The sequence below is a fragment of the Paraburkholderia sp. 22098 genome (assembly GCF_052045935.1).
GTDB lineage: Bacteria > Pseudomonadota > Gammaproteobacteria > Burkholderiales > Burkholderiaceae > Paraburkholderia > Paraburkholderia caledonica.
Genome location: NZ_JBQEPV010000006.1, coordinates 172,452 through 192,378, shown reverse-complemented (window position 1 = coordinate 192,378; position 19,927 = coordinate 172,452). Strand labels below are relative to the sequence as shown.

Annotated in this window: 16 protein-coding genes; 7 read left to right on the top strand and 9 right to left on the bottom strand. The window is 61.4% G+C overall.

What is annotated here, in order from left to right:
- Positions 1–41: 41 nt before the first annotated feature.
- Both ACTJLB_RS14800 and ACTJLB_RS14795 read right to left on the bottom strand, forming a co-directional pair.
- The gene (locus tag ACTJLB_RS14800) at positions 42–2,837 is read right to left on the bottom strand and encodes an MGH1-like glycoside hydrolase domain-containing protein (protein ID WP_440783695.1); all 2,796 of its coding nucleotides are present in this window, start codon (positions 2,835–2,837) and stop codon (positions 42–44) included.
- A gap of 51 nt (positions 2,838–2,888) precedes the next feature.
- A complete protein-coding gene (locus tag ACTJLB_RS14795) occupies positions 2,889–4,856 on the bottom strand; it encodes an amylo-alpha-1,6-glucosidase (RefSeq protein WP_440783694.1) in 1,968 nt (655 codons plus the stop codon).
- A gap of 212 nt (positions 4,857–5,068) precedes the next feature.
- On the opposite strand from ACTJLB_RS14795, the gene ACTJLB_RS14790 reads away from it, so the two are divergent.
- Positions 5,069–5,380: a hypothetical protein gene (locus ACTJLB_RS14790; RefSeq protein ID WP_204523294.1), complete on the top strand. Its 312-nt coding sequence runs from the start codon at positions 5,069–5,071 to the stop codon at positions 5,378–5,380.
- Between the two features lie 58 nt (positions 5,381–5,438).
- A complete protein-coding gene (locus tag ACTJLB_RS14785; RefSeq protein ID WP_440783693.1) occupies positions 5,439–7,601 on the top strand; it encodes a phosphocholine-specific phospholipase C in 2,163 nt (720 codons plus the stop codon).
- A gap of 78 nt (positions 7,602–7,679) precedes the next feature.
- Here ACTJLB_RS14785 and ACTJLB_RS14780 read toward each other — a convergent pair whose 3' ends face one another.
- Together ACTJLB_RS14780 and ACTJLB_RS14775 are read right to left on the bottom strand one after the other, a co-directional pair.
- Positions 7,680–8,795 carry a succinylglutamate desuccinylase/aspartoacylase family protein gene (locus ACTJLB_RS14780; protein WP_440783692.1) on the bottom strand — a complete coding sequence of 372 codons (1,116 nt, stop codon included), beginning with the start codon at positions 8,793–8,795 and terminating at the stop codon, positions 7,680–7,682.
- A gap of 40 nt (positions 8,796–8,835) precedes the next feature.
- Positions 8,836–9,603 carry a transporter substrate-binding domain-containing protein gene (locus ACTJLB_RS14775; RefSeq protein WP_288830803.1) on the bottom strand — a complete coding sequence of 256 codons (768 nt, stop codon included), beginning with the start codon at positions 9,601–9,603 and terminating at the stop codon, positions 8,836–8,838.
- Positions 9,604–9,770: 167 nt separating this feature from the next.
- Here ACTJLB_RS14775 and ACTJLB_RS14770 point away from each other — a divergent pair, with 167 nt between their 5' ends.
- Entirely contained in the window at positions 9,771–10,691 is a 921-nt protein-coding gene (locus ACTJLB_RS14770) for a LysR family transcriptional regulator (protein ID WP_440783691.1), read from the top strand.
- A 160-nt stretch (positions 10,692–10,851) separates the two neighbouring features.
- Positions 10,852–11,700, top strand: coding sequence for an oxidoreductase (locus ACTJLB_RS14765; RefSeq protein ID WP_020068709.1), 849 nt, complete (start codon positions 10,852–10,854; stop codon positions 11,698–11,700).
- Here the strand turns inward: ACTJLB_RS14765 and ACTJLB_RS14760 are convergent.
- The 4 genes from ACTJLB_RS14760 to ACTJLB_RS14745 all read right to left on the bottom strand — a co-directional run bounded on the left by ACTJLB_RS14760 (position 11,697) and on the right by ACTJLB_RS14745 (position 15,876).
- The gene (locus ACTJLB_RS14760; RefSeq protein WP_440783690.1) at positions 11,697–12,113 is read right to left on the bottom strand and encodes a rubredoxin; all 417 of its coding nucleotides are present in this window, start codon (positions 12,111–12,113) and stop codon (positions 11,697–11,699) included. The genes ACTJLB_RS14765 and ACTJLB_RS14760 overlap by 4 nt on opposite strands.
- 328 nt (positions 12,114–12,441) lie before the next feature.
- The gene (locus ACTJLB_RS14755) at positions 12,442–13,650 is read right to left on the bottom strand and encodes an aromatic ring-hydroxylating oxygenase subunit alpha (RefSeq protein WP_020068706.1); all 1,209 of its coding nucleotides are present in this window, start codon (positions 13,648–13,650) and stop codon (positions 12,442–12,444) included.
- Positions 13,651–13,770: 120 nt separating this feature from the next.
- Positions 13,771–15,222, bottom strand: a complete 1,452-nt coding sequence (locus ACTJLB_RS14750; protein WP_204523402.1) for a glycosyltransferase family 2 protein — start codon at positions 15,220–15,222, stop codon at positions 13,771–13,773.
- A 54-nt stretch (positions 15,223–15,276) separates the two neighbouring features.
- Positions 15,277–15,876, bottom strand: coding sequence for a cytochrome b (locus tag ACTJLB_RS14745; RefSeq protein ID WP_440783689.1), 600 nt, complete (start codon positions 15,874–15,876; stop codon positions 15,277–15,279).
- A gap of 327 nt (positions 15,877–16,203) precedes the next feature.
- Here ACTJLB_RS14745 and ACTJLB_RS14740 point away from each other — a divergent pair, with 327 nt between their 5' ends.
- From ACTJLB_RS14740 to ACTJLB_RS14730, 3 genes are all read left to right on the top strand, one after another.
- The gene (locus ACTJLB_RS14740; RefSeq protein ID WP_020068703.1) at positions 16,204–16,407 is read left to right on the top strand and encodes a DUF3562 domain-containing protein; all 204 of its coding nucleotides are present in this window, start codon (positions 16,204–16,206) and stop codon (positions 16,405–16,407) included.
- A 112-nt stretch (positions 16,408–16,519) separates the two neighbouring features.
- Positions 16,520–17,623 carry an NAD(P)/FAD-dependent oxidoreductase gene (locus ACTJLB_RS14735; protein WP_392394873.1) on the top strand — a complete coding sequence of 368 codons (1,104 nt, stop codon included), beginning with the start codon at positions 16,520–16,522 and terminating at the stop codon, positions 17,621–17,623.
- 299 nt (positions 17,624–17,922) lie between these two features.
- Entirely contained in the window at positions 17,923–18,384 is a 462-nt protein-coding gene (locus tag ACTJLB_RS14730) for an N-acetyltransferase family protein (protein ID WP_440783688.1), read from the top strand.
- 120 nt (positions 18,385–18,504) lie between these two features.
- Here the strand turns inward: ACTJLB_RS14730 and ACTJLB_RS14725 are convergent, their stop codons facing one another.
- Positions 18,505–19,908: an MFS transporter gene (locus ACTJLB_RS14725; RefSeq protein WP_440783687.1), complete on the bottom strand. Its 1,404-nt coding sequence runs from the start codon at positions 19,906–19,908 to the stop codon at positions 18,505–18,507.
- Between the last annotated feature and the right edge of the window lie 19 nt (positions 19,909–19,927).

Here is a 19,927-nt window from a genome sequence, read left to right as displayed (position 1 = left end):
AAGACCACGCCCGCAGCCACACAGTTCAAAACGATAGCGCGCTATTTGACGGAACTCGTCGCCAACGCAGACGCCGTTTCAGGCTCGACCTCGCGCGCCGGTGCCGACGGCGCAGTCGGAATCGGCGCGCGCCCGGCCTCGCCCGCGCGCGGCACGCTGCCGGAAGCGGCCATGACACGCGGTTGTAACAGCAGCGCTACCAGTCCGCTCCAGCCGGTTTGATGCGAAGCGCCGACGCCGCGTCCATTGTCGCCGTGGAAATACTCATGGAACAGAACCAGATCGCTCGAACGGGGGTCGGCTTGCAGCAAAGGATAAGCGCCCATTACCGGACGCTCGCCGTTCTTGTTCTTCAGGAACAGCGTGGTCGCGCGGCGTGCGAGTTCGTCGGCGATTTCGCACAGCGAGAACTTCTGGCCCGAACCAGTCGGATATTCGACGCGGAATTCGTCGCCGTAATAGCGGTGGAATTCGTATAGCGATTCGATCAACAGATAGTTGACCGGCATCCACACCGGACCGCGCCAGTTCGAATTGCCGCCGAACACGCGCGTGTCCGATTCGGCCGGCAAGTATTTGACGGTAAAGCTGTTGCCGTTGTGGTTGAAGACGAACGGATGATCGCGGTGGTATCGGGACAGCGCGCGCACGCCATGATCGGAGAGGAATTCGCTCTCGTCGAGCGCGCGCCGCAAAAGCGCTTTCATACGATGCCCGCGCAACACCGACAGCAGCAGCGCGTTGCCCTTGCCCGGCTCGTCCCAGCGCGAAACCAGCTTTGCGAGGTCCGGACGATGCTTGAGGAACCAGACAAGCCGATCCCGCAATCCAGGCAAGTGACCATGCAGGCGCTCTTCGAGCACGTGCACGGCGAAAAGCGGAATGAGCCCGACAATCGAGCGTACACGCATGGGAACGCTGCTGCCGTCAGGCAGGCGCAGCTTGTCGTAGAAGAATTCGTCCTCGCTGTCCCACAGTCCGGTATCGCAGCCGTCGTCGCAACTCACGGCCTGCGCGATGTACAGGAAGTGCTCGAAAAACTTCACGCCGATATCGACGAACACATGGTTCGCATACGCAAGTTCGAGCGCAATACGCATCAGGTCGAGCGCGTAAGCGGCCATCCACGCGGTGCCGTCCGCCTGATCGATGTGACCGCCGGTTGGCAACGGCGACGAGCGATCGAAGATCCCCACGTTGTCGAGACCGAGAAAACCGCCCTGAAAAATGTTGTGGCCGTCGGCGTCCTTGCGATTCACCCACCAGGAAAAATTGAGCAGCAACTTATGAAAGATCAGCTCGAGGAAATCGCGGTCTGGCTTACCGGTGAGCGCACGGTCGATTTCATACACGCGCCACGCGGCCCATGCATGCACGGGCGGATTCGCGTCGCCCAGCGCCCATTCGTAAGCGGGCAATTGTCCATTTGGATGTTGATAGCGGTCTTTCACCAGCAGCAGTAACTGACGCTTCGCAAACGCTGGATCGATCAGCGCGAACGCTGCTGCATGAAACGCGAGATCCCACGACGCGTACCACGGGTACTCCCATTTGTCCGGCATCGACACGATGTCCGCGTTGCACAAATGCATCCAGTCCGCGTTGCGCCCACGCTTGCGTCCGGCCGCGGGCTTTGGCTGCAAAGGGTCACCTTCCAGCCAGCGATGCACGTCATACCGGTAATACTGCTTCGACCACAGCATGCCCGCCAGCGCCTGACGCTGCACCAGGCGCGCGTCAGCGTCATTCATGTCGTGCTGCAGCGCGCCGTAGAATTCGTCGGCCTCGGCAATCCGCTTTGCAAAGAGCGCATCGGCGTCGAGAGGCACTGCGTCGGGGCTCGCTTCCGGACGCCAACGCATGTAGACCACCGCGCGGCCGTGCGGAGCAAGTTCGATCGGCGCATGCGCGCCGGCCTTCGTGCCATGCTCGCGACGCACCGCTTGCTGGTCGCCATGCACCAGGTAGTCGTTGAAGCCGTCTTTGAACGGACCTTCGGCCTCCATGTTGAACAGCCGCTTCACGTTGGTGTCGTTCTCGCAGAAGAGCCACGTGACTTGCGGCACGTCGTTCGACCAGGCCGTGACGACGATCGGCTCCTGTCCATGCTGATGACCGATCAATTGCGCGTGACCGTTATGGTCGGTGCCCGCAACCAGCGAAGGTTTGTCCGTGTTCTCTTTCCACGACCACGAATTGCGCGCCCAGATTTGCGGAAGCACATCGAGCGACGCTGGCTCATCCGCGCGATTCTCGATTGTCACGCGCATGACGATGTCGTTCGGCGCATGCTTTGCGTATTCGACCTGCACGTCGAAATAGCGCAAGTCGTCGAACACACCCGTGTCGAGAATCTCGTACTCCGGCATGTCGCCGCCACGTCGCGCGTTTTCCTCGATCAGATCCTGATACGGAAAAGCGTTGTGCGGATACTTGTAGAGCATGCGCATGTATGAATGCGTGGGCGTGCCGTCGAGGTAGAAGTACAACTCCTTCACGTCCTCGCCGTGGTTGCCCTGCGCATTCGTGAGACCGAAGAGCCGCTCCTTCAGGATCGGATCCTTGCGATTCCACAGCGCGAGCGACACGCACCAGCTCAGCGTGTCGTCGCCGAATCCGGCAATGCCGTCTTCGCCCCAACGGTACGCGCGGCTACGAGCATGGTCGTGCGGAAAGTAGTCCCAGGCTGTGCCGTCCGCGCTGTAGTCCTCGCGTACGGTGCCCCATTGGCGCTCGCTGAGATACGGTCCCCAGCGCTGCCAGTGGGCGCAGTCCGCCGAATGCAGGCGTGAGCCTTCAGTGGTGTCTAACAGATTCGCAGCGCGCAGCGGTGGCATGACAGCGTCCTTGCGTCGGGCTTGGCGGAGAGACACACATCGTAGCGCGGTTTAAGCGCCGGTGCGATCCAACCCGGCAAGCAGGTACTCCATCCGCAACAGTTCTCCAAGCGACCACGCCTGAAACGGTGTGCCTGCGGGGGCATGCGGCGCGTCGCCGTCAGCAATTTCGGAGATGTGATCGAGACCGGCGTGATCGAGATGCGTGTATAGCGGATCGACAAATCGTGTCCGGGCCTCCCGGCGCGCGTCGGGTGAATTGCCGCGCACGCGCAACCAGGCCTCGACGAACGGCCCGAGCAGCCACGGCCACGCCGTTCCTTGATGATAGGCGCCATCGCGTTCGTAGGGCGCACCACTGTAGCGGCCGCGATAAGCAGGGTCCGACGGTGCGAGCGTGCGCAAGCCGAGCGGCGTGAGCAATTGCGCTTCAACCTGATCGACCACCGCGCGCGCCGCCGCGCCTTCGAGCACTGCAAAAGGCAGACCGCCAACCGCGAAAATCTGATTCGGGCGAATCGAGCGGTCCACAGTGCCGGTTACATGATCCACGTCGACGTTGTCGAAAAGCGTTTGCGCGGACGGGTCGATGAAGCGTTTAAGAAACGCTTGCAATGCCTGCTCGGCCGGCGACTGCCATTGCGAGTTCCACGTTGCTGCAATGCGCAACGCGTTGATCCACAGCGCCTGCACTTCCACCGGTTTGCCGATACGCGGCGTCACGACCCAATCGCCGACCTTCGCGTCCATCCACGTTAGCTGCATGCCGGGCACGCCCGCACATAGCAGACCATCTTCCGGAGACGCCTTGATGTTGAAACGCGTACCTTGCGTATAGCCCGTGAGGATCGCTTCGACCGCTTGCTGCAGACGCTTCATGGTTGCGGCGCCCGCGTGGTTCGTCGCCAGATAGTCGTGCACGGCGACGATAAACCACAGCGATGCATCGACCGAGTTGTATTCCGGTGCATCGCCGTAATCGGGAAAGCGGTTAGGCAGCATGCCCTCGGACAATGTTCCAGACCATTCGAGCAGGATCGCTTCGGCAGCGTCGAGTTGGCCTGTTGCAATCAGCAAGCCGCGCATTGCGATAAACGTATCGCGGCCCCAGTCGGTGAACCATGGGAAACCCGCGAGTATCGTGCGGCCTTCGTTACGCTGCACGACGTAGGCATCGGCGGATCGTTGCAGACGCGAGCCGAAGGCATTGCGACGTTGTTCTTCGACGCCGGCCAGTTGATCGGCATGGCTCGTTGCCGCAGCGTGTGCGGTCGTCATATCCGACGCACTGAGGATCATCACTGCTTGCGCCTCTGCGAGATCGAAACTGAAGACGCCGGGCGTTGCCAGATCTTCGCTGAAATCGAGCCCGCGCTCGCGCTCCCGAACGTAGCAGAAGTTGCGATACCAATCGGGCGCATGCGTGTAGACGCCGTTCGTCGTCGCATGAATACGCGGCCGATCTCCATACGGTTGCCAGCTTACGCAGCCGGCATTGTTGCCGGTTTGAGCGCTGAAGTCGAACGCGGCGTTCTCATGATGCAGCGCGTGATAGTCACGGCCCGATAAAAGCGGCCGCACTTTCAACGTGAGCCCACTTGCTTGCGATGCTGTTTGCGTACTCTGCCACCTCCAGCGCAATACCGTTTCGCACGTCGCCTTGCTGACGAACACTTCAGCTATGACAACGATTTCCGCGTTGAACTGGAAGCGCCATGTCGGCCATGGTTCTGTGGCGAAGTCGAGCATGTTCGCCGCAGCATCCGGATAGACCACATCGGGCACATAGCGTTGCATGCTAAGTGGATAACGCTCGCCCTGCGCTTCGAGCCATGCTTCGATGCCGTTCACGAGCACGATGCGGCCGCCCGGCGCTCGCGTGGCGCTCAACAGCAACGCGTGGTAACGGCGCGTGCGCAGCGTGCCCACGGTTCCGGATGCAAAGCCGCCGAAGCCGTCGGCTTCAAGCCATTCGTCTTCGAGATGCGTCATGTCGAAAGGTCGTTCAATGCGTGTCATGGCGTGAGCACTCTTGCAAGGCGGTTGCTATGTTTCGGTGTGCCTGAACGTCAAGCAGATGGCGCTAACGTGTCCATTCTCCTACTTATCACTTTCCGGTTCCTTTCGAAGAACTCACAAACGCGAGTCATTTTTCCCACTCGCAAACGTTTCACAATTATTTCTTGAAAGGGTTAGAGACTGCATCCGCTCTCACGAAACTGGATGCAGAAATGAGAAGAGACAAACGCCTCGCTGGCGCGCTGTTCGTTGCGCTCGCAACGTTAGCGCTAAACGGTTGCGGCGCGGATGATTCCGCGTCGAGTAATGCGTCCTCATCGCCGGGCGTTGTGGCGAATAACGCGGCGAGTCCAGCGGACTCTTCTCCAACATCTCCTCCCAACGCTTCGGCGACGCTCGCGGCGGACCCCGCCCTCGCGTCCGACGCGATCACGCAGAACATGCAAGCCAGCCTCGCCGCCGACAGCCAGCAAGTGGCGCCCGTCATGCATTACGCACCAGGCGACAGCGCGAACAGCAACTGAGCGATTCCACCGGCGCGCGCGGCGCGCTATTCTTTCCCCCCGCAGAAGGTGATATTCGATGACATCAAATAGCCGTCGCCGTTTCCTGCAGACCGTGGCTTCATCCGCCGGCGCTGCCGCCGCGCTGACCGCGCTGCCCGAGTCGATCCGCAATGCGTTGGCCGTTCCCGCGTTTTCGCGCACGGGCACCATTCGCGACGTCGAACATATCGTCGTGTTCATGCAGGAGAACCGCTCGTTCGACCACTACTTCGGCCACTTGCGCGGAGTACGTGGTTACAACGACCGCTTCCCGATCCCGCTGCCGAGCGGCAAGCCGGTTTGGTATCAACCGTCGAAGGCAGACTCGACGAAACCTGTGCTGCCGTTTCATCTGGATACGTCGACGACGAGCGCGCAATGCGTGGGCGACCTCGATCACAGCTGGTACAAAACGCATGCCGCGATCGACGGCGGCCGCTATGACCAGTGGCCCGCCACCAAGACCGACATGACAATGGGCTACCACCTGCGCGGCGACATCCCGTTTCACTATGCGCTCGCCGATGCGTTCACCGTATGCGACGCGTACTTCTGTTCGCTGCCGGGACCGACGCACCCGAACCGCTCGTATCTGATGACCGGCACCGTGGACCCGACCGGCAAGTTCGGCGGGCCGCTGCTCGATAACAACGACTGGGTGGACGGCGACGGCCCGCCGAACTATCAATTGCTGTCCTGGACCACGTACCCCGAGCGCCTGCAAGCCGCGGGCATTTCGTGGCAGATCTATCAGCAAGGGCTGACCGGCTCCGATCCGTTGAATGGCAATTACGGCACCAACATCCTGCAGAATTTCAGCAACTTCATCAACGCGCAGCCGGGCTCGCCGTTGTATGAACGCGCGCAGACGGTGCGCACGATCGACGATCTGAAAGCCGACGTGCTCGCCAACAAGCTGCCGCAAGTCTCGTGGCTGTGCCCGCCGGCTGCCTACTCGGAGCATCCGCAATACACGCCTGCATACGGCGCCGAATACACGTCGCAGATTCTCGATGCATTGACGTCGAACCCGGAGGTGTGGAGCAAGACCGTGCTCTTCATCATGTACGACGAGAACGACGGCTTCTTCGATCACATGGTGCCGCCGCAACCCGCGACCACGCCCGCGCAGGGCAAGTCGACGGTCAGCACCGAAGGCGAAATTCACAACGTGGTCAACCCCGGTCGTGGCGGCAGCTATACGGCCGACGGCCTGCCTTACGGCCTCGGCCCACGCGTGCCGATGACCATCGTCTCGCCTTGGAGCAAGGGCGGCTTCGTATGCTCGCAGGTGTTCGATCACACGTCGGTGATCCGCTTCATTGAAACGCGCTTTGGAGTGTATGAGCCGAACATAACCGCATGGCGTCGCGCTGTGTGCGGCGATCTGACGACGGCGTTCGATTTCCGCACGCCGGATTCGAAAGTGCCGCCGCTGCCCGACACGAGCAACTACAAGAGCATTGCCGACAACCAATGCGCGACGCAGCCCAAGCCGACCGTTCCGGCGACGCCGGGCGCAATCGACCCGCAGGAAGGCGGCATCCGCTTCGCGCGCGCATTGCCGTACGAACTGCATGTGAACGGCCAGGCCGACGCGAAAAAGAGCACGTTCGAACTCTCTATCGGCAACACCGGCGATCAGGGCGCGCACTTCTATGTGTACTCGACGAACCGCACGGACGGTCCGTGGCGTTACACCGTTGAAGCAGGCAAGTCGCTCAGCGAGTCGTTCGATCTCACGACGACTAACGGCGCATATGCATTCGAAGTGTTCGGCCCGAATGGCTTCGTGCGCAAATTCGCGGGCAACGTAGCGGCAACGGCGCAAGGGGTAACGCAGGCATCGCAGTTTGGCGGCGGGCATCACAACGAGAAGCCCGCTCAGCCCGAAGTGAAGGTGCAATACGACGTCGCGAACGGCAACGTGTTCCTCAAGTTCAGCAACAAGGGCGGCAAGCTCGCGCGTTTGACGGTGACGGACAACGCGTATGGCGCGCGCCCTCGCCCGGTGCTGGTGCCGGCGGGAGCGCATATCGAAGAGGCGTGGGTGCTCGCGGCCAGCCATCACTGGTACGACTTGACAGTGACCAGTAACGACGACGAGAGCTTCTTGCGCCGCGTTGCAGGCCACGTCGAAAATGGCCGACCGAGTATCAGCGATCCGGCGGCAATCGCGCCGGTGCTGGTGGCGAATTAACAGCGTCTGAAGCTTAGGCTTCGGCTGGCCGCGTGTTGTCTGCGCGGCTTGCCGAAGTCTTCTCGCATGCTGGTGTAACTACGCCCCTAACAACACGCCTGTTCTGAACGGCCGCGTTCCTGTCACTCGCCCAAGCGGCGCGCCCGCCGTCACAAAGCGGATCGCGCGACGCATATAAAACACGCCTTCCGTATGACTCGTGAGCGTAGTCGTTTCGTCGGTTAATGGATCGACGATATCGAACAGCGGCTGTCCCACGCGAATCGTGTCGCCAATGTTCGCGCGGTGAATCAGAATGCCGCTCACTGGCGCATAGAACTGCTCACTGCCCGCAAGCGGCGTGGCAGCCGTCAACAGCGGCGGCAGCGGCTTCGCTTCAAGTCGAATAGCTTTGCGCCACACGAGATAGTCGACGATCGCGTCGGCGTCCTTCTGTGCGGCTTCGTAGGTCACGTCGCGCTGGCCGCGGCACTCCACCGTCACGGCGATCGCGCCGTTGGGCACCGGCTTGTCGGCGGGCATTTCCTGCTGCAATTGCCACCACAACAGGCTGTGCGTTTCGTCGAAGGCCTCGCCGCCCGAATTGGTTGCGAGCAACGAGGCCTGTGCGCCCAGATAGCGCGCGAACGGTTCGAATTGCGGCCACGCCGCCTCGCTCGTGTACAGATGCATCGCGGCTTCAAGCGAGCAGTGCAGATCTATTACGACGTCCGCATCGAACGAGAGCTTGAGCATTGCCAACTGCAAAGACTCGAACTCGGTCAACGGTTTTTGTGCGGCCAGTTCCTCTGCAATCAACCGACGAACAATGCGCACGTTCTCCACCGCGTCGACGCCTAGCGCTTCGCGGGCCCGCGCAATCAGCTTGGGGAACCGCAGGAAATGCCGGTTGAAGTTCTTGCCGCTCGCGAGATCGAAGCGCCCTAAAAACTGGCCGAGTATGTATTGTCCGAGTCCAACCGGATTGGCCACCGGGACGAGCACGATCTCCGCATTCAATTTGCCCTGCTGTTCGAGCTCCACGAGACGCCGTTTCAATAGAACCGTGGTCAACATTGCCGGCGTTTCGTCGGCATGCAGCGACGACTGAAGATAGATCTTTTCTCCGCTGCCAATCGGGCCGAAATGAAACGACACCAGTTCGCGGTGCGTGCCGATAGCCGGCGAAAGAAGCGGATGCGATTGCCTGTTCATGAGTGGAAAGCTGTCGGTTGAAGAGCAAGACGCGCGGGCGTCAATTGCCGTACGGGTCGAAGTCGAAGTACTTCTTTGCGATCTGCGCATAGGTGCCATCTTTCAACATGGCGGCAATCGCCGCGTTGATCGACGCCTGTATCGCCGTCTCGTCCTTGCGCAAGCCGATGCCTGTGCCGCGATCGCCCATTGAAAGCGGTTCGCCGACAAACGCGAAACCCTTGCCGGCCGGCGTGCGCAGAAAACCGAAATCCGCTTCGACCGAGCCGAGCAATGCGCCGTCCAGGCGTCCGTTCTGCAGGTCGGCGAATACTTCGTCCTGGCTCTTGTATGCGACGACATGCGCGCCGAGCGGCACCCAGTGGGTAAGCGCATAGCCTTCGAACTGCGTGCCCGATTGCACGCCGATCTGTTTTCCGGAGAGTGCCTGCAGGCCCGCAGCGAGCGGCGAGCCTTGCCGTGCAATTAGCCGCGATTTGAATTGAAAGAGCTTCGACGTGAAGAGTATTTGCTGCTCCCGCTTTTGCGTGATGGCCATCGAGGACAGAATCGCGTCGATCTTGCGTGCCTGAAGCGCCGGGATCATCCCCGAAAATTCGAGTTCGACCCATTGGCAACGTGCCTGGATGCGGCGGCAAATTTCGTTGCCGAGATCGACGTCGAAACCTTTGAGGCTGCCGTCAGGCGCTTTGGAGTCCATCGGCGGATAACTCGGGTCAATGCCCAGGCGCAGCGTGTTGGACTCAGCGGCATACGCGCCGAAGCTAAACATCAGCGCGGCGCCGAAGATCATCAGCGGAAGTTTCATGGGAGCGGAAGGTTCGAGTGGACGGATCGTGGCCAAGTCATCGTATGCCGGCGTCGCGCTCCATAGAAGTCCCGTTCCGACTATCATGATCACCTTTGCCGATCACAGACGCGGCCTGTGCGGCTGAATACCTTCGCCACCCTGCGAACTACCACACGGACGCTCATATGGCGTTGACCATCTCGCAACTGCGAGCCTTCAAGGCAGTAGCCGAACATGGCAGCCTGCGCGCAGCCTCGCGCGCGTTGGGCGTCGCGCAAAGCGGCATCACGCAGCAGTTGCAGAACCTTGAATCGATCGTGGGCGCCACGCTGTTTATCCGCACGAATCGCGGCATTGCGTTGACCGCGCTCGGCCAGCGGCTGTTGCAGCGCGCCGGCGCGATCATCGGCGAATGCGAACGCGCCGAGCAGGAAGTGCAGCAATTGCGCGGCGACTATGCGGGCGAGGTCACGTTCGGCATGACTACCGAGCCGCTCGTCGACGCATTGGCGCCCGTGCTGATGGATTTCCGCACGCGCTTTCCGCAGGTCGCGCTGCATCTGCGCACCGGCACCTCGCGCATGATGATCTCGTGGATTCGTGAAGGCACGTTGGACTTCGCGGTCGCCTTGGTGTCGAAACATACCGATACAGCCGATCTGTCCGTCGTACCGCTTTATCCGTCCGACCCGGTCATTGTCTGCCGCAAGGGTCATCCGAAAGCCGGCGCGCGAACGCTCGCGGAACTCACCGGCTGCGCGTGGATCGCGACGCGCTCACCGAATCTTACCGACGATCCGCAAGTCAACCGCCTGAGCCATCTGTTCGAAAGTCATGGCTTGCCGCCGCCTGAAATCGTCGCGACCGTGGAAGGCCTGTACGAGACCTTGCACCTGGTGGGCGCTACGGATTGCCTGTCGCTGGAGTCGTCGATTGTCGCGAAGCAGGGGCCTTTTGCGAGTGCGCTCACCGTGATCGACGTCCGCGAGCGAGCCATCGAGCAGACCGTCTGCCTGCTGCAACGCGCGGCCATTCCCGTCACGCCCGCCGCGCAGGAACTGGCGACCATGATCGCCTCGTACACACGTACGGTAAGGGCGCGTTGAAACGACGCAATTGCGGCGCGGGCGTCGGAGCGCTCCACAGCGAGACCGTCGACCTACGACTACAATCAGATTCCCCTGCCCGGCGCAAGCAGCATTCAAAGCGTTAGTCAAACGAAAGGCGCAAGGCAAAGTCGCAGACCATCAACAGGAGTTTTCCCACATGATGAATCGAGACAATCCCGTCTGGCTAATTACAGGTTGTTCGACCGGCTTCGGGCGCGAACTCGCAAAATTGGTACTTGAGCGAGGGTGGCGCGCCGTGGTTACCGCACGCGACGAATCCAAAGTAAAAGACATTGCCGAGCCGCACGGCGAGCGTGCGCTCGTTCTGCCGCTCGATGTCACGAACCGCGCGCAAATCGCAGACGTTGTCGCACAGGCCAGGCAACGTTTTGGCCGCATCGACGCGCTCGTGAACAACGCAGGTTATGGCTACCTGGCCGCGATCGAAGAAGGTGAAGACGACGAAGTGCGGGCCATGTTCGAGACGAACGTGTTCGGTCTCGTCGACATCACAAAGGCCGTGCTGCCGATCATGCGCGAGCAGCGCAGCGGTCTGATCGTCAACGTATCGTCGATTGGCGGCCTCACGAGTTTTGCCGCAACCGGTTACTACCATGCGACGAAATACGCGGTGGAGGGCTTATCGGAATCTCTTGCCACCGAAGTCAAGCCGCTCGGCATCGACGTGCTGATCGTCGAACCCGGTCCGTTCCGAACCAACTGGGCCGGTCCGTCAATCAAGCAATCGGCCACCGAAATCGACGACTATGCGGCCACCGCCGGCGAGCGGCGCAAGCAGACCGAAGCGCGTAGCGGTAAGCAGGCCGGCGATCCGGTGCGCGCAGCACAAGCGATCATCGACGCGGCCCTGTCGGACCGCCCGCCGCTGCGGTTGCTGCTCGGCAAGACCGCGCTCGAACTGGCGCGCAAGAAGCTCGATTTCATGCGCGGCGACTTCGACGCGTGGGAAGCAACCACCGTGGGCGCCGATTTTCCCGACGCCTAGAATTCGACGAGCGCGAAGTCTTCCTTACCCACGTCGCACAGCGGGCAGCGCCAGTCGGCGGGAATGTCGGCCCAGCGCGTGCCCGGCGCGATGCCGTCTTCGGGCAAGCCGGCGGCTTCGTCGTAAATCCAGCCACAGATCACGCAGACCCACTGTTTGAAGTCGTCCGCCGAAGCGGTGGTGACGGCCGCCGAGTCCAGCCTGTCTTGTTGTTGCAAGGCAGGCGTGTCGTCCAGGCTGACAACGAGGGGCGCCTGCGTGCCCGAACTGTCCACGGCGAAACGCGTTTGCAGGCTTGTCAGCAAGCGCTGCGCTTCGTCTTGCGTCAAATCGATCCAGTAAGGATCGCCAGCGTTGTTGTTGAGTCGCTCGGGAGAAAACTGGATTTCTAGCGCCACGCCCTTCTTGTACATAAGGGCGTTACACCAGCAGATTGAGCAAAATGGAAGCGATCAGCCCGGCGGCGCCGATGATGCCGAGCAATTGAAGGAGAGTGAGCGGTTTGCGCGATGCAGTGCGGAATTGTTGCGTAGTCACGGAGCGGGTCTTTGGAAATCAAAAAAGCGAAATGGTATACGGGTCGCGGTGCGGCGTATGCCGATCTGCGCAAACCTGCGCGTATCGGTTGCCGCCCGCTTTCCACCCGGTTGCCATTATCGCCGGTCGACCGCACCGGATTACTTACACGACGGAGATGAACTAATTCGCGGCGAGGCGGAAAAGCCGCCTGCCGCTCGCCGCTCAGGTTTTCGCGAGCGGGCTGCCGCTGCGTGAGTCCCAGAAACGGATAATTTCCGTGTCGCCGGTGCCTGCACCAACCACCTGATCCGGCGCGCCGCTTTCGCGCAGCAACGCGCGCAGTTCGTTGATGACCGGAAACACTTCGTGGTTCCAGTCGGCGCCTTGCGAATCGTGCGCGCGCTGCTCGGCCTCGACGATCTCGCGGTCTTCCTTGAAGATGCGCTCAGTGAACCACACGAGCAACGGCCACGCGAGATTCAGCACGCCGGGAACGCCTGGCTTGCGAATGGACAGCAGCCCGAAAGTGCGGTTGGTGCGCTGCTCGCGATCGAGCGGCACGTACACGATCCACAGGTCCATGACGAGCGTCTGCTCGGACGTGCGAATCTGCAGCGTCTGATACGGATACTCGGTGCGGATCGTCATCACGTCTTTGTCGTTGTCGCCGCCCGTTTTGCGGCTCTGACCAAATACGATCGCCTCGCCAATCGGCTGCTGACCGGCCATGCGCGCAAACGTGTAATCCACTTCGACCCAGCCTTCGCCGCGCCGCCGCCCGAGCGAACGCGCGCGCATCTGCCCCATCTGGCGGCGATGCAGAAACTGATGGTTCATGTCCATCAGGTTCTCGTGCATGAACGAATAGTGGCAATTCACAGGACGGCCAAAGCGCCGCGTCTTGTACTTCTTGTCGGACACGGAACCAAACGTGGGCAGCGGGCGAATCTCGGCCATTGCCGGGTCGCCGGGAAATACGAAGATCAGGCCTTCCACTTCGCGGCACGGATACGAGCGCACGCCGTTCGGCAAACGCTCGCGTCCAAGGTACGGTACGTCGACGCACTTGCCCGAGCAGTCATAGGTCCAGCCGTGGTAGCCGCAACGAATCGACTCGCCGTCGACCACGCCCTGGTGCAACGGCACCTGACGATGCGCGCAGCGGTCTTCGAGCGCGAAAACTTTGCCGGATTCGGTGCGGGCGAGCACGATCGGATCGCCCGCGAACGTCACGCCATGGGTCTTGCCGCGCTTTACTTCGTGTGACCACGCGAGCGGATACCAGTAGTCGGGATGAATGCCGACGCGGCGCAGGTCGCGGACCGGCGCGCCGCTGGCCGCCTGGCCAAGCGTGGGAGCGGCTTTAGGCGATGTCGCATGCGTTGAGGACGCCTCGACGGTGTCTTGTTCGAGCGGGGGAACAGCATGCATAGTGTAGAGCCTCCGTGCACGTGCGGATAAAGTAGGCGGCCGCATTCGCGCGGCCGCAATCGCGTCAGTCTACTCGAACCGGGGACGGCATGGGTTGCGCGGGGTCAAAACACCGCGCCGCTAGGTCTCGTCGCGAGCCACGAGCCCCGTGCGGCGCTGCACGCCCCACGATCGCCCGCCGCGCAGGAAATGCAACCAGCCGAGCGCTGCGCCGAGGTGCCGCAGCAGCTGGAAAGTGAAAGGCTCCGCAATGGCAGCCAGCATCGCCATGCCCATACTGGAGCCGCTGCGCTTGCCCGTCCAGCGCCGGTAAAGATGAACGCTCCACAGGTAAAAAGCGAGGTCGATCGCTGTTTTCAGGCCGATTACACTGAAAATCGACACGACGATTGCGCCGTGCCTGCCGAACACGAAGGCAACCAGCAATCCGAAAGCGGTCAGGCCGTAGATGGGTTGCATGGTGTCGAGCGCCTTCACGGGCAACATCAGCATGCCGAGCGTTCCATAGCGGCGATTGCCGGTCATGTCGCGGTTCCAGTACTGCGTTTGCAGGAAGCCCGCGAACCAGCGCCGCCGTTGCCGCAGGAAGCTGCCGAGGTTGTCTGGCGCATCGGTTTGCGCATGCGCGTCGCCGACCACTCGCACGTCCCAGCCGAGGCCGTGATCGACCGAATAGCGGCGCAGCCGGTGTATCAGCTCGTAGTCTTCGACCAGGCACTGCGGATCGAAGCCGCCGACGTCGAGCAGCGCATCGCGCCTGAATGACGCGAAGGCGCCCGACACCAACAGCAGACTGTCCGCGCGCATCCACGCAAAACGCGCGATGAAATTGCGCATGTACTCGTAGGTCTGAAACCATTGCAGCACGCGGCCAGACGCGGACTTGCCGCAAACCGGCACCAGCAGGCCGGCGGCAGCGACGAGCTTGGGGGCGCTGGCGAAAGCGGCACGCATTGCGTAAGTGGCGTCGTCGTCGAGAAGCGTATCGGCGTCGACCGTCATTACGATGTCCGTGCTCATCACGGTGATCGCGGCGTTCAGCGCGCGCGCCTTGCCGCCGTGCGGCATGCGCAGCCAGAAGAGATTGGGATGAAGCGAACTGGGCGCGCTCAACTTCCCCTCGGCCGGCGCGACGAGGCCGAAGCGTTCGGTGAGCAGCGCGTGCGTGTGGTCGGTGGAGCCGTCGTCCGCAATCACGATTTGGGCTGGGCCGTGAACCTGCCGCAACAACGCCGCAATCGTGACCGGCAGCACAGCCGCCTCGTTATGTGACGCGACCACCACGCCGATGTCCGGCAAGCTGCGCCGATCGTAGTCAGGCTCGAGCGGCGCCGCGCGACGCATCAGCGGCAGTGTTTTCCATGTGACGAACGCGAGCAGCACGGTGTCGTAGATTACGTAGGCGATACCTGTGGACCACGCCACCACGCCATGCAGAAAGAACGCACGCGCGAACAGCAGCAGCCACACGGCGACGACGCTCGCATGAATCAACGTGCTCGAAAGCGTCGTGCCACGCGACACGATACGGGGCGATGCAAGCGCGAACGCCTGTTCCAGGTTCTGTTTCAAGGTAACTAACGAGCCGGTCGTTGCTGCGGTTTGGAAAATGAGCGAAGCGGGTGCTCAAGGCATCATGCGCTTCAGAACCGACTTTCGATCGATCCACTGGTGCTTCAGCGCGCCGCCGATATGCATGGCAAGCAACGCATACAGCGCGTAACCCAGCCACGTATGCAACGCGCCAAAGCGGTCGTGCAGCGTCTCCTTGAGCGCGGGATCGAGGTTCATCACATAGCCGATACGCGGCCACGGAAACAGATCGAACAGACGCATTGGATGCGTGGCCGCGTCCTTCCATGCGGAATCGTGCAGCCAGCCGGAGAGCGGCAGCCCGATCATCAGCAGATACAGCAGAAAGTGCGCGAAATGCGCGGCGACTTTCTCCCACGACGGAAACTCGCGCGGCAACGGCGGCGGCTTGTGCGACACGCGCCACAGAATGCGCAAAAGAGCTAGACCGAGCACCGTGATGCCGATGGACTTGTGTGTATTGATTACCGGGCGCACCCAGTCGTCGGGTAGCGAATCCGCGCTCAGTGCGAGCGCGACGTTGCAGATAATCAGCAGCGCGATAAGCCAGTGCAGCGTGATCGCCGTGCGCGTATAGCGTGAGGGCGCGGTTGTTCCGGCCTGGTTGCTCAATGGTTCGGCGTGGATATTCATAAGTGGTGCGGCCTGAGAGGGAATCGTTGCAGAGCTTTCTATTAGCCGCTCGTCAGCGGCGCGCCATTCGTGAGACAAGAACCCCTGAGTGTGCCGTTTTATTCCGAAACCCGCAGAATGATCTGTTTCCGATTATTTCAAGCGGCCTTCAGCGTCGAGCGTTCGCGCTAAGTCAGCGAAACGCTTACCGCAAGAAAAAAATCTCTGTGGTAGATGGCGCGCGATAGACCGATTCAATTGGCGGCGGCGAGAATCACGTCCTCTAATAAAAAGCCGCGTGCATCGCCGCGCTCGCCCGTTCAACCGCTGCCAGTCTGGAGAGAATCAATGTCTCAGCCCGAGCCAAATGTGGACGAAGTGGTCAGAAGCATTGCTGAGGAAACCGACACGCCGCCGGAAACCGTCTCCAGGATGTACGCCGACACGTTGGCCGACTATCGCCACGACGCGCGAGTGTTCGATTATGTGCCGCTCTTCGCGGCCAAGAAAGTCCGCAATAAGCTGCGCGACGCCTCGCATCGAAAGCATTGAAAGCGTTGTTTTATGCAATATCAATCGTCGGCTGAATTGACTTCGATAGGCTCAACGCAGCAATTATTTTCCCGCGCTAGACTTGATCCGGTTTAACTACCGGAGGATTGGTATGCGGGTGACAATTGTTGGCGCTGGAATCGTCGGCTTAAGTACTGCGTGGTCGCTCACCAAGCTGGGGCATGACGTCACGTTGATCGAGCAGGGCTCGATCCCCAATCCGCTTGCCGCGTCGCGCGACGCGCACGGCATGATTTGCCGCGCCCATGACGGTGCCAACGGCCATGCGGAAACGATCGCTGAAATGTTCGATAGTTGGGACATGCTGTGGGACGACCTCGGCGTGTCCCACTACGCAAACTGCGGCGTGCTCGGCATATCGCAATTCCCGGGAGACAGCGGCGAGCAATTGCGTATGAGCTTCGACCGCGTGGGCTTCGAATACGAACGGCTCGACGCCAACGAAGCCGTCGAGCGTTACCCATTCCTCGACGCCGCCACGTTTCGCTACGCATATCTCGATCGTGACGGAGGCGCGCTGTTCTGCGCGCGAATCGCGCACGACATCAAAGCGTGGCTCAGAATGCGCGGCGTCGACATTCGCATGCACACGAAGGCGGTTGCAATCGATGCGGCGGCGGCACTCGTGCATATCGACGACGGCACCGTGGTCCAGGCGGATCGGCTCGTGGTAGCGACCGGCGCGTGGACGTTGGGGCTCCTTCCCGCGCTTGCCGACAACCTTGCGATTCGCCGCAGTCTCGTCGCCTATTTGACGCCGCCCGCAGACCTGGAGACCGCGTGGTCGAATGCACCGGCGATAGTGGACATTGGCGGTCGGAGCAACGGCTATGCATTGCCGCCAATCGACGGCGCCGATCTGAAGTTCGGCGCATGCGCACTGAAGAAACCGGTGCCGGATGCAGAAGCCGACCGCACCGCAGGGCCCGGCGAAGGCGACCGTTTGCGTCAACGGTTCGCGCCGCCGTTTAGCCGCATCGACGAATACACGGTCACCGAGGTGGAAAGCTGCGCTTACACGTTCGCGGCGGACCAGCGGTTCTTTTCAAAGCGCGTCGGCAAGGCACTCGTGGTGTCCGCCTGTTCGGGACACGGCTACCAGTTTGGTGCGGCGGTGGGGCTTCGCGTCGCGCATGCAGTTCAGACCGATGACGACGCCGCGCTCGTGCAATGGCTCAGGGCCGAGACGGTTTGATAACGCGATGACCGACGCGAACGGGCTTTCCGTTCCGCATCACGACGACATCGACGAGCCGGCGCTGACACGCGCTGCATCGAATCCAGTGGCTCGTGACGTGACAGGGCAGCGGTCGTCTTAGCGTCGGCTTCGCGCTTTTACGACGATGCGTGGTCTCAAATCCGAGGCACGCTGTGGAGCTAACAATGGCCGGCTGATTTTCTTATGCTTGCGGTTTGCGAGCCGGCGTCTGCTTCGATACGTGAAAGCAATTCATGGCGTTGTGCGATGGCTCGCTTATCGACAAGGAGCCGCGCATGTCCGACACGATTCAGATCCGCCCCGTCACACACAAGGATTTCGATGCCTGGTTGCCTCTATGGGATGCGTACAACGCATTCTATGGCCGCTCGGGCGACACGGCGCTGCCGCGTGAAATCACGCATCTTACGTGGGGCCGGTTTTTCGATTGCTACGAACCGATGCATGCAATGGTCGCCGAACGTCATGGCGAGCTGGTCGGCATCGTGCATTTTCTTTATCACCGTCATACGACGCTGGCGGGGCCAATCTGCTATTTGCAAGACCTGTACACGTTGGAGTCCGAGCGCGGCAAGGGCGTGGGGCGCGCGCTGATCGAAGCGGTGTATGCGCGGGCGAAGGCCGATGGTTCGCAACGCGTGTACTGGCAAACGCATGAGACGAATCACACCGCGATGCGGTTGTATGACACGGTGGCGGATAAGTCGGGGTTTGTGGTGTATCGGAAGCAGATGTGATACGTGCAGGGTGGTGACGGAAATGCCGAGCGCACCGCATAAAACAAAAGGCGCACCACCCAGTGCGCCCTTCGTCCCCTGCAATTGCGGCACTACATCACCGCCCACCGAAAACCGTCTTCAAGCTTCCAGCTGCTCGAGCACCTTACCCTTGGTCTCAATGCCCAGGAAATGCACCGCCACCGCCGCAAGAAACGGCACTGCGGCGAGAACATAAAACGCTACCTGCAAATTGCCGCCGATCATCGTCTTCGACACAATGGCCGGTGCAAAAATGGCCGCCACCTTGAGCCACGCGCCGCCGACACCGCACCCCATTGCACGGATGCTGGTCGGGTACAACTCCGGCGTGTACACATAAGCAGTGATAAAGCCGCAAGCGAGGAAGCCCAGCGAGAACGCGCAGAACGTCGCCACCACATACACCGACGACTCGTGGAACACGCCTGCCAGCAGCAACGACACGGCGCACGCCACGAACGACAGGTTGATGATCGGCTTGCGGCCCACCTTGTCTACAAGCAACGCGCACGTCAACGACCCGACCACGCCGAGTACCGAAGCGGCCACCGCCAGATTCAGCGCCAATTGCAGCGGCGCGTGATAGATCGTGCGATAGATGGTCGGCAGCCAGGTCGAGAGACCGTACTGAATGAAAACGCACGTGATCCACAACATCGCAACCGCCAACGTGCGCTTCAGGTACGCCGGACCGAACAGATCGCCCATGCGGCGCTTCGGATGACGATTCGCCATCGCTTCGAACTCGGCCGAGTGTGCGACCGGCGGCAACGGACCCTTGGCGGCACGCTCGAATGCATGCACCGCGGCATCGGCATCGGCCATGCGTTCACGTTCGGCAAGCCAACGCGGCGACTCGGGAACGAGTTTGCGCAGCACGAAGAACAGAATCAACGGCATGCCGCCGATGAAATACATAGCCTGCCAGCCGAAACGCGGCACGATCCACGCGCCCAACGCATTCGAAGCCAGCAGCCCCACCGGAAAAACGATCTCATACAACAGCACGAAGCGCCCGCGCCCATGCGCACGGCTGATTTCGTTGATGTACGTCGCCGCGACGGGCAATTCACCGCCGAGCCCAAGCCCTTGAATCACACGCAGCACGACAAACGCGGCGAACGTCGGCGCAAATCCGCACGCGATACTCGTAATGCCGATAATTCCCGAACTCAACGCAATCGCACGCACGCGCCCATGACGCTCGGCGTACCACGGAAACACGAACGCACCGATCAATTGGCCGACCGAACCGGAGCCGATCAGAAAGCCGATTTCCCACGGTGTGAGATGCCACTTCGCGATCAGAACGGGCAACGTGGCCGCAATCGCGATCACGTCAAAGCCGTCGAAGAATGTCGCCAGACCGATCAGAATCCGCGCACGGACCTGCATTGCATTCTTCGGCAGCCGCTCGAGTCGCGCGATGATCGAGCCTCTCGTCACGGGCCCGGAGACGCCCGCACCGCTGCGCTCCACAATTGTGTTGTCGATGGTTCTCATGCCGTTGTGCCGTCCGTAG

What these genes read in the sequence shown, in the direction of transcription:
- ACTJLB_RS14755 (WP_020068706.1), bottom strand. Translation starts at nt 13,650, where the DNA reads ATGCATGCTGTTCCCCCGCTCGAACAAGACACCGTCGAGGCGTCCTCA.
- ACTJLB_RS14790 (WP_204523294.1), top strand. Translation starts at nt 5,069, where the DNA reads ATGAGAAGAGACAAACGCCTCGCTGGCGCGCTGTTCGTTGCGCTCGCA.
- ACTJLB_RS14795 (WP_440783694.1), bottom strand. Translation starts at nt 4,856, where the DNA reads ATGACACGCATTGAACGACCTTTCGACATGACGCATCTCGAAGACGAA.
- ACTJLB_RS14800 (WP_440783695.1), bottom strand. Translation starts at nt 2,837, where the DNA reads ATGCCACCGCTGCGCGCTGCGAATCTGTTAGACACCACTGAAGGCTCA.
- ACTJLB_RS14740 (WP_020068703.1), top strand. Translation starts at nt 16,204, where the DNA reads ATGTCTCAGCCCGAGCCAAATGTGGACGAAGTGGTCAGAAGCATTGCT.
- ACTJLB_RS14780 (WP_440783692.1), bottom strand. Translation starts at nt 8,795, where the DNA reads ATGAACAGGCAATCGCATCCGCTTCTTTCGCCGGCTATCGGCACGCAC.
- ACTJLB_RS14770 (WP_440783691.1), top strand. Translation starts at nt 9,771, where the DNA reads ATGGCGTTGACCATCTCGCAACTGCGAGCCTTCAAGGCAGTAGCCGAA.
- ACTJLB_RS14735 (WP_392394873.1), top strand. Translation starts at nt 16,520, where the DNA reads ATGCGGGTGACAATTGTTGGCGCTGGAATCGTCGGCTTAAGTACTGCG.
- ACTJLB_RS14730 (WP_440783688.1), top strand. Translation starts at nt 17,923, where the DNA reads ATGTCCGACACGATTCAGATCCGCCCCGTCACACACAAGGATTTCGAT.
- ACTJLB_RS14765 (WP_020068709.1), top strand. Translation starts at nt 10,852, where the DNA reads ATGATGAATCGAGACAATCCCGTCTGGCTAATTACAGGTTGTTCGACC.
- ACTJLB_RS14745 (WP_440783689.1), bottom strand. Translation starts at nt 15,876, where the DNA reads ATGAATATCCACGCCGAACCATTGAGCAACCAGGCCGGAACAACCGCG.
- ACTJLB_RS14775 (WP_288830803.1), bottom strand. Translation starts at nt 9,603, where the DNA reads ATGAAACTTCCGCTGATGATCTTCGGCGCCGCGCTGATGTTTAGCTTC.
- ACTJLB_RS14785 (WP_440783693.1), top strand. Translation starts at nt 5,439, where the DNA reads ATGACATCAAATAGCCGTCGCCGTTTCCTGCAGACCGTGGCTTCATCC.
- ACTJLB_RS14725 (WP_440783687.1), bottom strand. Translation starts at nt 19,908, where the DNA reads ATGAGAACCATCGACAACACAATTGTGGAGCGCAGCGGTGCGGGCGTC.
- ACTJLB_RS14760 (WP_440783690.1), bottom strand. Translation starts at nt 12,113, where the DNA reads ATGTACAAGAAGGGCGTGGCGCTAGAAATCCAGTTTTCTCCCGAGCGA.